Below are 14,892 nucleotides of genomic sequence, written 5' to 3' on the forward strand. Positions count from 1 at the left end.
GGTGGGCAACGGGGTCACGCGGACAGCCGCGTCGCGCACCGGTCGAGCGGGGCGCACCGGTCAAGCGGGCACGCCGGTCAGCCACCGGCGGTCGGGGCGGTGCGGTGCGGCCCGGACGCCCGCCGCCGCGCGGCGCAGCGGCAGCGGGAAGCCGTCCGCCGAGCCGACGATCCTGCTCGCCTCGCCGCGCTCCTCGGCCACCCAGTCGTGCCCGAGCAGCATGGTCAGCAGCTCCCACGACTCCTCGGGCCTCAGCGGTTCCACGAACGCCCGGTGCGCGCCCTGACGGGCCACCAGCTCGTCCATCGGGTGCCGGCTGGTGACGATGACCCTGGTGTGCGCACCGCTGGGCAGCAGCGGCCGGACCTGCGCGTAGTCCACCGCGCCGTCCAGCACCACCAGAACGCGCTTGTGCGACACCGCGCCGCGGTACAGCGCGACCTTCTCACCCGGGTCGTCCGGGATGGACGCCGCGGGCACGCCGAGCGCCCGCAGGAACCGGTCCAGCAGCACGGCCGGCGGCACCGGGCGGTCGAAGTCGTCCACCAGGTCGGCGTGCAGCTGCCCGTCCGGGAACCGGTCCAGGCGGCGGTGCGCCCAGCGCAGCGCCAGCGCCGTCTTGCCCACCTCGCCGGGGCTCGACAGCACGACCACGCCGGGCACGTCCGGATCGGCCGCGAGGGCGGCGTCCAGCTCGGCCAGCTCGGTCGACCGACCGGCGAACGGCAGCACCTGGCGCGGCAGCTGGGACGGCGCCACCACCACCTGCGCCTCGGCACGGGCCGGCGCGAGCAGCGCCGGCGCGTCGCGCAGGACCTGCTCGTGCAGCTCCCGCAGCTCCGGACCGGGCTCCAGGCCGATCTGCTCGACCAGCACCCGCCGCGCGTCCTGGTAGGTGCGCAGCGCGTCGGCCCGCCGACCCGACCGGTACTGGGCCAGCATCAGCTGCGCCCGCGCCCGCTCGCGCAGCGGGTGCTCCGCCACCACGGCGGCCAGGTCCTTGCCGACCCGGTGGTGCAGCCCGAGCCGCAGCTCCAGCTCGGCGCACGCCTCCACCGCGTCCAACCGCGCGGACTGCAGCGACACCGCTTCCGCGCGCAGACCGGGCAGGTCCTCGAACGGCACGCCCCGCCACAACCCCAGCGCCTCGCGGTACAGCGCCGCCGCGCCCGCCACGTCACCACTCGCCGCGCGCGGTCGAGCCCGGCCGACCAGCGCGTTGAACCGCAACCAGTCCACCGCGCCCTCGTCCAGCCGCGCCACGTAGCCGGGGCTCGCGGTGTCGATGGCGCGACCCGACTCGCCGAGGGCCCGCCGCAGCCGCGACACGCAGATCGCGATCTGGCCGCGCGCGCTGGCCGGCGGGTCGCCGTGCCACACCGCCTCGATGAGCCGGTCCACGCTGACCACGCGGTTGGCGTCGAACACCAGCCGCGCCAGCACCGCGCGCTCGCGGGGGCCGCCCACCCGCTTCTCCGCGCCGGCGCGCAGGACCCGGATCGGGCCCAGCACGCCGAACTCGGTCGGAGCGGCGGTCAACGCGACCGCGCCAGGTGCTTCTCGACCTCGTCGGCGGCGCGCGCCGTGCCGCCCGCCTCCGCGACGGCCTTGCGCATCAGCTCCGACCGGACCGCGGTCTCCTCGTCGCCCAGCACCGACTTGATCGCCTCGACCAGCGCCTCGGGCGTGAGGTCGGCCGGGTCGAGCACGGCGCCCAGGCCCAGGTCGCGGACCCGCCACCCGGTGGGCCGGTCGAGCGCGGAACCCGGCACGCACACCATCGGCGTGCCCGATCGCAGCGCCTCCATCACGGTGCCCATGCCGGCGTGGGTGACGCAGAGCGCCGCGTGCTCCAGCACCGCCACGTGCGGCACGAAGTCGTGCACCTCGACGTTGGGCGGCAGGTCGCCGAGCGAGGCGCGGTCCACCCCGCCGCCGGTGGTCATCACCGCGTGCCACGGCCGGCCGCGGAACGCCTCGACGCACGTGCGGAAGAAGCCCTCGTCCTCGTTGAACACCGCGCCGAGCGACACCAGCACCACGGGCAGGTCGTCGGCGGGCGGCGTCCACGTGCCGAGGAAGCCGCGGTCGCCGACGCACGGCCCGACGAACGCGAACCGCTCGTCGAAGGTCTCACCCGCGTACTGGAACTCGCGCGGCACGGTGACCAGGCTCAGCGGCGGCACCTCGAACCACACCTCGTGCGGCGCGGCGGCGACCCCGTAGCGGGCGCAGAGCGCGCCGATGCGCGCCATCGTGGCGCCGACCCACTCGGGCATCTCCTTCGGCCGCTCCGCCGCGGGCCGCTCGGCGGCGTCGGACTCGGGGTTGTACATGGCGTTGAGGAACGAGAAGTGCTCGTTGGACGCGAACACCGGGATCACCTGCGCGGCGGGGAGTTCCCAGAGCCGGGCCAGCACCCGGGCCGCGTAGAGCACCGAGGTGTCGTAGACCAGGCAGTCCGGCCGGTCGCCGTCGAGCTCGGCCGTCGCGGTGGCGAGCATGGCCTCGCTCTCGTCGAGCAGCACGCCCATCAGGTAGCCGGGATCGTTGGCCACGAGGGCGAAGTCGGCGTCGCGGTACCGGGACGGGTAGGTCACGGCGGTGGCGCCGGCCTCGGTGACGATCTCCGCCATGCTCGGCGCGGTCAGGTAGGTGACCCGGTGCCCGCGCGCGGCCAGTTCGGTGACCACCGCGAGGTTCGGGATGATGTGCCCGTGATCCGGGTGGCACATGAACAGGAAATGCCGCGACATTTGTCGTCCTCGCCCCGATGGATGTGCTGATATCCGGCGACCACGCCGGGAGCGTGGCCACCGTAGAGCGCTCGGAAGCGGCCTGGACACCCCTAAGCCCCCTATCCCCGCCGCCCCTCGGCGCTCACGCGAACGGACCAGTGGCCGTTCCTCCCCGCGGCCCGCGCCGACCGCCCTGACCTGCAGGTTAGGGGTTACCCCCTAACCGGGGGCCGGACCTAGGCTGGTCGGGAAGCCGACCACCGCGAAAGGGCTGCCGATGGCCACGCTCGTCTGGGACTACTCGCGCGAATACGAATCGGAGCGCAAGGACATACTCGACGCGGTCGAGACGGTGTTCTCCTCCGGCAGGCTCGTCCTCGGGCCGAGCGTGTCGTCCTTCGAGGCGGAGTTCGCCGCCTACCACGGCGTCGCCCACTGCGTCGGCGTGGACAACGGCACGAACGCGATCCGCCTGGCCCTCCAGGCGCTCGGCGTCGGCCGCGGCGACGAGGTGGTCACGGTGTCCAACACCGCCGCGCCGACCGTGCTGGCGATCGACGCCGTCGGCGCCACGCCGGTGTTCGTCGACGTGGACCCGGACACCTACCTGATGGACGTCGCGCAGGTGGCTTCGGTGATCACACCGCGCACGAAGGCCCTGCTGCCCGTGCACCTGTACGGCCAGTGCGTGGACATGGAACCGCTGCGGGAGCTGGCGCAGCGGCACGGCTTGCTGGTCGTGGAGGACTGCGCCCAGGCGCACGGCGCGCGCCACCACGGCCGAGTGGCCGGGTCGATGGGCGACGCCGCCGCGTTCTCCTTCTACCCCACCAAGGTGCTCGGCGCCTACGGCGACGGCGGCGCGACGATCACCAACGACCCGGCGGTGGACGCGAACCTGCGCCGCCACCGCTACTACGGCATGGAGAAGACCTACTACGTCGTGGAGACACCCGGCCACAACTGCCGGCTGGACGAGGTCCAGGCGGAGATCCTGCGCCGCAAGCTCGTCCGCCTGGACGACTACGTCGCGGCGAGGCAGGCGGTGGCCGCGCGGTACGCGGAGGCGCTGGCGGACACCGACCTGGTGCTGCCCACGACCGCGCCGGGCAACACGCACGTGCACTACGTCCACGTGGTGCGCCACCCCCGGCGCGACGACATCCTGGAACGCTTGAAGGCGCACGACATCCACCTGAACATCAGCTACCCGTGGCCGGTGCACACCATGACCGGTTTCGCGCACCTGGGCTACGCCCGGGGCAGCCTGCCGGTGACCGAGCGGGTGGCCGACGAGATCTTCTCGCTGCCGATGTACCCGTCGCTGCCCCAGGACACGCAGGAGCAGGTGGTGGACGCGCTCAAGCAGGTGCTGGCGACGCTCTGACCGGGCCGGGAGCGGGCGGTGACGCCCGTCCCCACCGGGCCCGCCTCACCCGCGCGGGACGAGGCTGCGCAGGCACAGCAGCAGGCTGCGGGCCTGGATGTTGACGTAGAAGCTGTGCCTGAGCAGCTCCTCGTACTGGTGCAGGGTCAGCCACCGGTACTCGGGGTCGTCCGGCGCGACCTCGGCGTCGGTCTCCACGACCAGGTAGCGGTTGCGCGCGCCGAGGAACCGGCCGCCCTCCTCGGACAGCACGGCGTCGAAGCGGATCCTGGTCGAGCCGAGCACGTCGTCCAGGAACCGGGGTCGCACCGGCAGGTGGTCGTGCGCCTCCGGCACGCACTGCACGGTGGGCGCCAGCTCGGTCACGTCGGCGTAGCCCGCCTCGGTGCGCGCGTGGGTGAGCACGTGCAGCACTCCCCCGATCTCCTTGACCAGGAACGCGATCACGCCCGTGCCGACCGGTTCGATCATCGGCTGGGACCAGCTGCCGACCTCGCGCCCGCCCGCCCGCACGTCCACGCCCACGACGGTGAAGAACCCGCCGCCGCGGTGCGCGATGACGCCGTCCTCGCGGGTCCAGTCCGACAGCCCGGCCAGCGGGCCGAGGGCGACCCGGAGGTCGGTGCGCGTGCGCACCTCGGTGATCCAGCTCAGCACGTCCCCGATGGTGTGCACGCCGGGCGTGGCCGGGTCGGCGGACCGGACCAGGGCCTCGCTGAACGGGTCGGCCGCCGCGCGGGCCAGGGCCGCGCCGCCGCCGGGCAGGCAGGCCAGCACCGTGCGGGCGTCCATGTTCACCAGGTCCGGCACGGTCATCAGGTCGGCGATCTCGCCGAGGGTGAACCAGCGGAACCCCTCGCGCACCTCGACCTCGCCGTCGACCTCGACCACCATGTTGCGGTTGCGCTTGCGGTAGAACCACGCGCCCTGCTCGGACTGCCGGATGTCCACCAGGACGTGGTGGCCGGAGGTGTCGCGGAAGTGCTCCAGGTACGGGATGGGCTTGCCCTGGTGCACGCGGGTGTAGTTGCTGCGGGTGGCCTGCACGGTCGGCGACAGCTGCAGGCCGTTGGGGTTGCCCGGCTCGTGCTTGGCCTGCATGAGGCAGTGCAGCACGCCGTCGACCTCGCGGACCAGGATCCCCAGGATGCCGATCTCCGGCTGGTTGATGATCGGTTGGGACCACCGCGGCACGGGCGCGCCGGGCAGTTCGACGGCCAGCGACTCGACGCTGAAGAACCGGCCGGTGTGGTGGCGCAGGTTGCCGGTGCCCGGTTCGGTGAGCCAGCCCGCGAGGCCGTCCAGCGGCGCGCGCTCGACGTGCATCCAGCTGCGCTCGGCGGTGCGGGCGAGCCAGGCGTGCACGGCGTCGGCGTCGCGGGCGGCGAGCATCGACTCGGCCAGGCGCACCTGGGTGGGACGACGGGTGGGCGCGGTCACCTGGTGTGCTCCCCTCGGCTCAGGCGGTGTGTGCCGGCAGCAGTCCGGTGCTCCGCGCGAGGGCCAGGCCCGGCGCGGCGCGGTCGCGTTCGGACAGCACGGCGTCGGCCGGCACCGGCAGCGCCAGGTCCGGGTCCAGGAGGGACACCGCCAGCTCGTCGGCGGGCTCGTAGGCACGCGACAGCAGGTAGTGCACGGTGGAGTGGTCGTCCAGCGCGAGGAACGCGTGGCCGAGGCCCGGTGGGAGGTAGACGGCGCGGAAGCCGTCGCCCGACAGCTCGACGGAGTCCCACTCGCCGAAGGTCGGCGAGCCGACCCGCAGGTCCACCACGATGTCCAGCACGCGCCCGCGCGAGCAGGTCACGTACTTCGCGCAACCCGGCGCCGTGCGGGCGTAGTGCACGCCGCGGGCGACCCCTCGGCGGGACACGCTGGCGCTGGCCTGGGCCACGGCGAACAGCGGCGCGCCGACCGCCTCGGCGAACACCTCGTGCTGGAACGGGGAGACGAACAGGCCGCGGTCGTCCGGGAACACCTCGGGCTCGAACTCCCAAGCCCCACCGACCGAGAGTGCGCGGGCTTTCATCGACGACCTCCGTCTCAGGGCGGTGATCAGCGTGCAGCGGCCCGGACCACGCGGTCAACCAGCTTAGGGGAACCCCTACCGGAGGTTAGGGGTGTCCGCCCGAGATCCGTCCACTGAGGACTGGACCAGGTGGGCGACGGTCCTCGACACCGCGTCGGCCAGCGGAACGCGGGCCCGCCACCCGGTGGCCAGGGTGAGGGCGGCCGGGTCGGCGACGAGGCTGCGGAAGTCCGACGCGGTGGCGTGCGGCGGTGGCGGCACCGACCGCACCGGCACGGCCGGGCGGCCGGTGTGCTCCGCGACGGTGGCGGCGACGAGCTCGAACAACGCGCGCACCGCGACCCCGGCGCCCGAGCCGACGAGCCACGCCCGCCCGGCCAGCCGGTCGGGGTGCGCCACGGCCGCCGCGAACGCCTCGGCGACGTCCTCGACGAACACCAGGTCGCGTTCCATGTCCCCCGCACCCCACACGGTCAGCGGCTCGCCGGCCAGCGCGCGCCGCGCCATCGCGGTCACCACGCCCCGGTCCGGGGAGCCGGTGGAGGGGCCGAACACGGTGGGCAGCCTCAAGGAGCAGCCGCCCGCGTCGAGCACCAGCCGTTCGGCGGCGCACTTCTGCCGGTCGTACTCCGACTCGGGGCGGTCGGTCTCGGCGCCGTCGATCCGCTCCGGCGCGCCCGGCCCCACCTGCGAGGTGGAGCCGGCGAACACGACGGTCCCCCGGGCCGCGGCCACCGCGTCGGCGACGACGCCGACGTTGACCCGGGCGGCGTCGGCCGCGCCGCCGTCGGCGACCCGCCAGGTGCCGCCGCCGGTGAACAGCACCAGCGGCAGCACCACGTCCGCGCCCGCGACCGCGGCGGCCACCGCGCCGGGCTCGGCCAGGTCGGCGGCGACGACCTCGGCCGGGAACGGCGGCACGCCGGGGTCGCGTGCCACCACCCGCACCCGCGCGCCCCGCGCCGCCAGCCGCGCGGACACCGCGGAACCCACGAACCCCGAGCCGCCGAGCACCACGACGCGCGTGCCGGCCAGTTCCCGCGGCACGCTCACACCACGTGGACGTCGGGCACGTACAGGATCCACTTGCCGCCCGCCTCGCGGAACGCCTCCTCCTTGGCCATGATCTCCGCGGCGTGGTTCCAGGCGAACAGCAGCGCGTAGCCGGGGTAGGGGTCGGCGAACGCGGCCGGCGGGCGCACCGGGATGCCCGAGCCCGGCGCCAGCCTGTGCTGCTTGACGGGCGTGGTGTCGCTGATGAACTCGACCAGGTCCGGTCCGATGCCGCAGAGGTTGGTGACGGTGGCGCTCTTGGCCGTCGCGCCGTAGCCGACGACCCGCTCCCCCTTGGCCTTCAGGTCCTCCAGCAGCGCCCGGAGGTCGGTGCGGATCACGCGGATCCGGTCGCCGAACCCGTCGAGGACGGCGCGGTCGTGCAGGCCGCGCGCCTCCTCCTCGGCGAGCAGGGCGGCGACGGCCGCGGAGCGGGTGCGCGCGCCGGGCAGCGCCAGGGTGTAGCGGACCTCGCCGCCGTGCACCGGCAGGCGTTCGACGTCGACCAGCTCCAGGCCGTGCCGGCGGGCCATGGCGTCCACGGAGGTGGCGCTGAACAGGAAGAAGTGCTCGTCGTAGATCTGGTCGAACGAGGTCTGCTCAATGATGTCGCCGAGGTAGGGGTCCTCGAACACGAACGCCCCGCCGGGCTTGAGCAGCGCCACGACGCCGCGCAGGATCGATTCCACGTAGGGGATGTGGCAGAACGTGTTCGCGGCGTACACGAGGTCGGCCGGGCCGTCCTGCTCGCGGATGGACAGCGCGGTGGACTCCTCGAAGAAGTCCTTGCGGACCCGCACGCCCGCCTCAGCGGCCAGGTCGGCGACCGCGCCGGACGGTTCGACGCCCAGGTGCCGCACACCCGCCTCCGCGACGGTGCGCAACATGGTGCCGTCGTTGCAGCCCAGCTCGACCACGAGCGGGTCCTCGCCCGCCAGCTCGGTGCTCAGGAACCGCTCGGCCAGGGCGCGGAAGTGCTCGCGCATCACCGCGGACCCCTGGGACAGGTAGGGGTAGTCCTGGTGGAACATCTTCTCCCGGGGCACCTCCTCCATCAGCTGCACCATCGCGCAGTCCGCGCACGCGCCCACGGCGAGGCGGTAGGTGAACTCGACGGAGGTGTCCTCGGGCAGCCGGAACGCGTCGGACAGCGGCTGCTCGCCGAGGTCGACGAACTCGGTGACCGTCCCGGCGCAGACGCGGCAGGTGGATCGGTTGGGCATGGCGGGCCCTTTCTGCTCGGGTGGCACGCGGGTCAGCCCCGGGCTTCGACGGCCCGCGGGCCGGCGCCCGCCCGCTGGGACAGGCGGTGCGGCAGGTCCGCCCGACTGCGCATGCCCAGCTTGCGGTAGACCCTGGTGAGGTGCTGCTCGACGGTGCTGACGGTGATGTAGAGGATGCCGCTGATCTCGCGGTTCGTGTGGCCCTTCGCGGCGAGTTCGGCCACGCGCAGCTCGGAGTCGCTGAGGACCGGTCGCCCGTCGCCGGTGTCGCCGTCCTCCCAGTCGACCGGGATGGGCAGGGCGCCGGAGTAGGACGCCTTGGTCTCGGCCGCCGCGACCCGGGACAGCTCGCGCGCCTCGCCGTGCTCCCCCAGGGTGTCGAGGGCTTCGCTGAGGTCGGACAGGGCGCGGGCCAGCTCGACCCGGTCGCCCGCCCGCCGCAGGTGCCGCACGGCCTCGCGCAGCAGCCCGGGCCGCTCGGCGGGCTCGCCCGCCGCGGCGAGGACCCGCAGCGCCGCGCCGCGGGTGCGGCGGTCGCCCGCCGGCAGCTGCATCTGCTCGTGGATCAGCTCGCGGGCCGCCTCCGGGCGGCCGAGGGTGAGGTTGGCCTGGGCGAGGCCGCAGCGCCACGGCGCGAGCACCGGCAGGTCGATGCCCCACTCGCGCATCCGGGTGCCGCAGTTCTGGAAGTCGCTGATGGCGGCGAGCACCCGCCCGGCGGCGAGGTTGCCGTTGCCGCGGGCGTGCAGGTAGCGCAGGCCGGCGGCGGTGGCGAACATGGCGTCGGGCACGCGCAGCCGCATCACGTCGGCGACCACGCGGTGCCGACCGAGCGCGATGTTGGCCTCCAGCAGCACGGCCAGCGGGTAGCCGATGGACAGGCCCCAGCCCTGGTGCGGCAGCAGGGCGAGCGCGGTCTCGGCGCGCGCGGCGGCCACCACCACCTCCCCGCGGCGCAGGGCGATGTCGGCCCGGACGACCTCCAGGACCGACTGCCAGGTCACCGCGCCGCCGCGGGTGGCCTCGGCGGCGAGCCGGTCGCACCACTGCTCGGCCCGGTCGGGGTGGCCGCTGTGCACCAGGATCAGCAGGGCGGTGAGCACGACCTCCAGCGACATGTCGCCGAGCCGGCAGCTCCGCAGGATGTGCTCGGCGCTGGCGATGGCGTCGGGGTGGAACTCGTCGGTCCAGAAGGTGCCGACGGCCTGCGCCGCGGCCACCCACGGGTCCGCGTCGGCCACCACGTCGGTGGCCACGGCGGCGGCCGGGCCGAGGCCGTGGAACCACTGGCAGACGATCCGCAGCTCGGCCGCGCTCTGCGCGTCCAGCACGCCGGGGTTCTCCTCCAGCACGGCGAGCGCCCGCACGGCCGTGGCCTCGTCCCCGATCCACAGCGCGTGCTGCACGACGATCATGGCGTCCCGGCCGCGCAGCCCGCCCGCCCACATCGCCTCGTGCAGGGGTGCCATGTGCACGACGGCGGCGGCCGGGTTGACCCGCCACAGCGCTCGGACCAGGACGCTGGTGAGGCCCAGCCGCTCGTCCCGCTCGACCACGGGCAGCGCCGGTTCCAGGTAGCGCACGGCCGCCGCCACGTCGTCGCCCATGAGCGCCTGCTCGGCGGCGATGCGCAGCACGGCGACCGGCCAGCCCGGTGCGACCCGGTCGGCGGCCACGAGGTGGTCGGCCACCACGGCCGCCGCCGCGCCGCGCTGGTAGAGCAGTTCGGCGGCGCGGGAGTGCAGCCGCACCCGTTCGGCGCCCGGCGTGCTGTCCAGGACCGCCGACGCCGCGCCGGGGTGGCGGAAGTCGCCGTCGAGCAGCAGGCCGGCGGCGGTGAGCACGTCGACCGCCTGCTCCACGGCCTCGGGCGTGGTGCCGGCCAGCCGGCCGAGCAGGACCGGCGTGCGTTCCTCGCCGAGCACGGCGATGGCGCGCGCGACCTCCAGCAGCCCGGCTTCCCAGCGGTGCAGGCACTCCAGCACCGCGCGCTTGAGCGCGGGGCCGACCTGGTCGGGGCCGGTCTCGTGGCCGGCCTCCAGGTCCTCGATCAGGGCGCGGACCAGCATCGGGTTGCCGCCGCTGAGGCCGTGCCAGGCGGGCGCGAGCGCGTCGGGGTCGGGCACCCGGCCGCGCAGCAGGTCGGCGATCCCGCCCGTCGACAGCGGTGCGAGCCGGATGTGGTGGTGCGGCCCGCGGGTCAGCTCGGCGTGGAACAGCGGCAGCGTCGGCTGCGGCTGCTGCCACTCGGCGAGCACGACGACCACCCGGCCGGTCCTCATCCGCCGCCGCAGGTAGAGGATGAATTGCAGCGAGGAGTTGTCGGCGAATTGCACGTCGTCCACGCACAACACGACCGGGCGTTCCCGCGACAGTTCGAGAAGGATTTGACACAATTCATGCACGGGGCGCACATGAGAATTGTGGGTGCGCTGCACGTCCGCGCCGGAGTCGTCCACGGTCGCGGCGATCGGCGTGATGAGGTGGGAAACGCGGTCCGCTATTTCCGGCGGCAGTCCGGCGCCGTCGAACAGCTGGTCGATGACCCCGGCCTGCAGGGGACGTTCGGCAGGCGCGCCGGTCGCGGTCAGCAACAGCGCCCCGGAGGCGGCGGCGTGCCGCTGGAACCGCTGCAGCAATTCGGTCTTCCCGCTGGCCAAACCGCCGCTGACCAGGGCGAGCCCGCCTGTCCCTGCCGAGCACTCGGCGAGCAGGCCGGCCAGTTCGGCGAGCGCATCACCATGGTCCGTCGGCACCAAGCGTCCAGTTCCCTCCAGCGCAGCGATCGGCCGTCTTTTCGCTACAGCACGTCCCGTGGGACGCTTTATAGCACGGCTTCTCGACTTGTCCAGCGCCTTCAACGCCACTTCTTGAGAACGGTGGACGAACAGGTTCCCGGTGTGTCGCGAACCCTTCGTAATCACGCAATCCCGGATCCGATCCACCGCGTCTCGACAGCGGCGAACGGGTCAACCGGTACGGCCGAATCGCGGCCTGCCGGGCCGGGGCGCGCGGCGCGGAACGCGTCCCATAGCACGGTTCGGGCAGCGCATCACCGCATTTGTCGTATCCGTGTCGCAACCGTAGCCGCGCCCCCCGGGGCGGCTACGGGACACCGAGACGCCGCACGTCGGACCCCGCCCGGCGACGCCCGGGGTCCAGGGCCGCAGCCAAGATCCACAACCGGTCTCCCCCACGACCGACGGCGGTTCTCCGAGCCGGTGAGGCAAATGACACGGGCGACCGGTGCGCCACTTGATCGGGGAATCGCCTCCGCACGCTCAAAACGGACATAACTCCGGGGTGCGCGACTCCGACGTGGACGCTCGAACCGACCATTTCCCGCACACCCGCCGAGCCTTCTCCGCAAGCAACTCTTTCCGGGCCACCAAGCCACCGGGCCACCGGGCTTGACGGGGCGTTCCACCGCCACTGCCCGGACAACGCCGAAACCGCGGCTACCGGGCGGGTGTCGCCCGGTAGCCGCGGCCCGGTCCGACCGCACCCGGGTAGAGGCCCCCGCGACTAGCAGGCGCCGTCGGACACCTTCAGGCCCGTGTTGGCGCCCGCGGTGCGGCCGACGACGCTCGGCACGCAGTTGGCCTGGTCGAGCCGGAAGCTGTAGGGGACGTTCACGGTGGTGGTGGACTTGACGTCGGGACCGGCGGGGTTGGTGTCGCTGCCGGGGCTGGACCACGTCACGTTGTCGAAGATGTTCCCGCTGACGTGCCAGTAGCCGGCCTCGCTGGTGTAGAAGGTGCCGAGGACGTCCTTGGAGTTCTTGAAGTAGTTGTTGTCCACCTTGGCCCTGGCTCCGGCCCGGGAGTTGATGCCGGACTCGTTGAGGCTCACGTAGTGGTTGTTGTACATGTGGCCGATGCCGCCACGCAGCAGGGGCGTCCGGGAGTCGATGTTCTCGTACAGGTTGTGGTGGTAGGTGACGAAGCCGTTCGAGCGGTCGCTCTCGCTCGACCCGACCAGCCCGCCCCGGCCTGAGTTGCGCAGGGTGCTGTAGGACAGCGTCACGTACTGGGTGTCGTCCTTCATGTCGAACAGGCCGTCGTAGCCCTCCGACTCGCCGCCCGACGCGAGCAGCGTGGTGTGGTCGACCCAGACGTTGCGGACGTTGCTCTCCATGCCGATGGCGTCGCCGCCGTTGGACGTGGGCGAGCCGGACTTCTTGACGTTCCGGACGGTCACGTTCCGGATGATGATGTTGCGCGACTCGCGGATGTGGATGCCGAGCTGGTCGAAGACGGCGCCGCTGCCGACGCCGATGATCGTGACGTTGCTGATCTGCTTGAGCTCGATCACGCCGGAGGCGGTCGAGCAGCTGTCACCGGAGACCTTGGCCGTGTTGCCGTGGTTGATGGTGCCCTCGACCTCGATGACGATCGGCGTGCTGCTGCTGGCCCGGCCGCACAGGGCCTGGTGGATCTGCGTTCCCGTGGTGGCGCGGACCGTGGCCCCGCCCTGACCACCCGTGGTCCCGCCGTTCTGGGACGCGTAGCCGGTCGCGACACCGGCAGGCGGATTCGACGTGGTGGTCGTGGTGGTGGTGCTGGTGGTGGTCGATGTCGACGTGGTGGTGGAGGTCGAGGTCGACGTGGAAGTCGACGTGGAGGTCGTGGTCGAGGTGCCGGTGGGCTGCCCGGTGCAGGCCACGCCGTTGAGCGTGAAGGAGGTGGGCACGGGGTTGGAGCCCGTCCAGGAGCCGTTGAAGCCCGCCGCGACCGACGCGCCGGTGGCCAGCGAGCCGTTCCAGGACGCGTTGCGCACCGTCACCTCGCCGCCGGACTGGGAGAACTCCCCGCCCCACAGCTGCGTCACCTTCTGACCGGCCGCGAACGACCACTTCAACGTCCAGCCCGACACCGCGTCGCCCAGGTTGGTCACCGTGACGTTGGCGCCGAAACCACCGTCCCACTGGTTGGTGACGCCGTAGTCCACCCGACACCCGACCGCCGCATTGGCACTGGACCCCGCCGCGATCACCAAGCCCCCGGCCAATGCCGCCACGGACACGGCCGCGGCAACACTCGCGGTCCGATTTCTCGCGCGCTCACCAATGCGCATGCTCATGCGTCGCCTCCTTGCGCCGGCACTCGTGGACAGCGATCCCCAAGGACACCGAACAACGACCGAACGGCGGGATCGGCGTGATCATCACGTCTGGGAACGCTCCCAGGAGCATTGCGCAACTTTGCGCACCGAGCAACAAAATTCACATTGATGAACATCCCCAACCGCCTGGCACGCGGCCACCGCCCTGTCCACGACCGACGTCTTCGCGACGGAGTCGTTCATGTTCATGAACCACCGCCCCCCACGGGTACGCTGCGCGAACGGAAGCCTCCGAACACCGGCGGTCGCTGTTCAACGTTGCACCCATCGAACACCACATCACCATCAGGTAGTGACATTTTCGCATCATAGTGAACGCAACAATGAAAATCCACCTCACAGTAATCGGCGATTTACGTACTTTTTACGAAGCATAATCCCCGCAAGCCGGAAGCATGCAAATACGGGCAACACCGGCGGCCAGCCAACTGGAATCAGAAGACGCCTACGAGATATGGCCATCCTCCGGTCGACTACTGGCCATGGCGCGGGGACGTAGTGGCCACTCGAGACTCAAGGCATCAACAGATACTCGACGGCGGAGCGAACGTGCCACCCGGCTGCGTCAAGCGCTTCACGGGCTCGATCCTCATCCACACCCGCGAGGTCGGTGACGATCGTCATGGCCCTGCGGCGGAGCTTGTCGTTGGTGGCACGGAGTTCGATCATGTAATTCTCGCGAACCGCGCCGAGCAGGACGTGGGCCGCCGTGGTGATGCGGTTCAGTGCGAGCTTCTGCGCCGTGCCCGCCTTGAGACGTGTGGAGCCGGTCAGCAGTTCAGGACCGGTATCCAGGAGTACGGGTAGATCGACTTCTGCGAGCAGGGGCGCGTCTGAATTGTTGGCGATGCCGCAGGTACGGATACCGCGGGCAGCCCGTACGGTCGCCAGGACGAACGGGGTCGAGCCGCTGGCCGCCACCGCGATCACCAGGTCGCCCGGACCGAGGTCAGCCACGGCAGCCGGACCTGCTTGCCTGTCGTCCTCACGGGCGGTGACCACTGCGGGGTCTTGGAGCAACGAACTGGCGATGTGGGCGCGGAAGCGCCCCGGCGGGGCTCCGAAGGTGGGGCCTAGCTCGGCGACCTCTTGAAGTACCAGGTGGCCGCTGGTACCGCCGCCGACAAAGGCGACGGTGCCGCCCGTCGCGCAGGTCCGCGCCATCTCCTCTGCCACTGCGGCGAGGGCGGGTCGAGCTCGTGCGACCGCCTGGGTCACCACCGGTTCCTCGTCGTCCATCAGCGCCAGCACCGCGTTCGCGTCGAGGGCTCCCAGTCCGACGGAGCGGGGGTGGCGGTGTTCGGTGTTGGGCGGGGTCACGCCACCTGCTTACCACTCCAC

The 14,892-nt window shown here is 72.5% G+C and carries 10 protein-coding genes; 1 reads left to right on the forward strand and 9 read right to left on the reverse strand.

What is annotated here, in order from left to right:
* Positions 1-60: 60 nt before the first annotated feature.
* A complete protein-coding gene (locus AB0F89_RS31005) occupies positions 61-1,539 on the reverse strand; it encodes a BTAD domain-containing putative transcriptional regulator (RefSeq protein WP_367129199.1) in 1,479 nt (492 codons plus the stop codon).
* Complete coding sequence (locus AB0F89_RS31010) at positions 1,536-2,756, reverse strand: macrolide family glycosyltransferase (RefSeq protein ID WP_367129200.1); 1,221 nt, start codon at positions 2,754-2,756, stop codon at positions 1,536-1,538. The genes AB0F89_RS31005 and AB0F89_RS31010 overlap by 4 nt, the downstream gene beginning before the upstream one ends.
* A gap of 259 nt (positions 2,757-3,015) precedes the next feature.
* On the opposite strand from AB0F89_RS31010, the gene AB0F89_RS31015 reads away from it, so the two are divergent.
* Positions 3,016-4,125: a DegT/DnrJ/EryC1/StrS family aminotransferase gene (locus AB0F89_RS31015; RefSeq protein WP_367129201.1), complete on the forward strand. Its 1,110-nt coding sequence runs from the start codon at positions 3,016-3,018 to the stop codon at positions 4,123-4,125.
* 45 nt (positions 4,126-4,170) lie between these two features.
* Here AB0F89_RS31015 and AB0F89_RS31020 read toward each other — a convergent pair whose 3' ends face one another.
* The 7 genes from AB0F89_RS31020 to AB0F89_RS31050 all read right to left on the reverse strand — a co-directional run bounded on the left by AB0F89_RS31020 (position 4,171) and on the right by AB0F89_RS31050 (position 14,871).
* Positions 4,171-5,565 carry an NDP-hexose 2,3-dehydratase family protein gene (locus tag AB0F89_RS31020; RefSeq protein ID WP_367129202.1) on the reverse strand — a complete coding sequence of 465 codons (1,395 nt, stop codon included), beginning with the start codon at positions 5,563-5,565 and terminating at the stop codon, positions 4,171-4,173.
* A gap of 19 nt (positions 5,566-5,584) precedes the next feature.
* On the reverse strand, positions 5,585-6,151 hold the full coding sequence (locus tag AB0F89_RS31025; RefSeq protein WP_367129203.1) for a dTDP-4-dehydrorhamnose 3,5-epimerase family protein: 567 nt from the start codon (positions 6,149-6,151) through the stop codon (positions 5,585-5,587).
* Between the two features lie 75 nt (positions 6,152-6,226).
* Positions 6,227-7,198 (reverse strand): NAD-dependent epimerase/dehydratase family protein, encoded by a 972-nt coding sequence (locus AB0F89_RS31030; protein WP_367129204.1) that lies wholly within the window; start codon positions 7,196-7,198, stop codon positions 6,227-6,229.
* A gap of 2 nt (positions 7,199-7,200) precedes the next feature.
* Positions 7,201-8,427, reverse strand: a complete 1,227-nt coding sequence (locus tag AB0F89_RS31035; protein WP_367129205.1) for a methyltransferase domain-containing protein — start codon at positions 8,425-8,427, stop codon at positions 7,201-7,203.
* A 32-nt stretch (positions 8,428-8,459) separates the two neighbouring features.
* Positions 8,460-11,183 carry an AAA family ATPase gene (locus AB0F89_RS31040; RefSeq protein WP_367129206.1) on the reverse strand — a complete coding sequence of 908 codons (2,724 nt, stop codon included), beginning with the start codon at positions 11,181-11,183 and terminating at the stop codon, positions 8,460-8,462.
* Between the two features lie 769 nt (positions 11,184-11,952).
* Positions 11,953-13,377: a cellulose binding domain-containing protein gene (locus tag AB0F89_RS31045; RefSeq protein ID WP_367129207.1), complete on the reverse strand. Its 1,425-nt coding sequence runs from the start codon at positions 13,375-13,377 to the stop codon at positions 11,953-11,955.
* 687 nt (positions 13,378-14,064) lie between these two features.
* Positions 14,065-14,871: an N-acetylmuramic acid 6-phosphate etherase gene (locus AB0F89_RS31050; protein ID WP_367129208.1), complete on the reverse strand. Its 807-nt coding sequence runs from the start codon at positions 14,869-14,871 to the stop codon at positions 14,065-14,067.
* Positions 14,872-14,892 lie beyond the last annotated feature (21 nt).

It is taken from the genome of Saccharothrix sp. HUAS TT1, from assembly GCF_040744945.1.
In the GTDB taxonomy this organism is placed as follows: Bacteria; Actinomycetota; Actinomycetes; order Mycobacteriales; family Pseudonocardiaceae; genus Actinosynnema.

Bases quoted from the DNA above. Each gene is read 5' to 3' on its own strand.
- AB0F89_RS31010 (WP_367129200.1), bottom strand. From the start codon at position 2,756: ATGTCGCGGCATTTCCTGTTCATGTGCCACCCGGATCACGGGCACATC.
- AB0F89_RS31015 (WP_367129201.1), top strand. From the start codon at position 3,016: ATGGCCACGCTCGTCTGGGACTACTCGCGCGAATACGAATCGGAGCGC.
- AB0F89_RS31025 (WP_367129203.1), bottom strand. From the start codon at position 6,151: ATGAAAGCCCGCGCACTCTCGGTCGGTGGGGCTTGGGAGTTCGAGCCC.
- AB0F89_RS31035 (WP_367129205.1), bottom strand. From the start codon at position 8,427: ATGCCCAACCGATCCACCTGCCGCGTCTGCGCCGGGACGGTCACCGAG.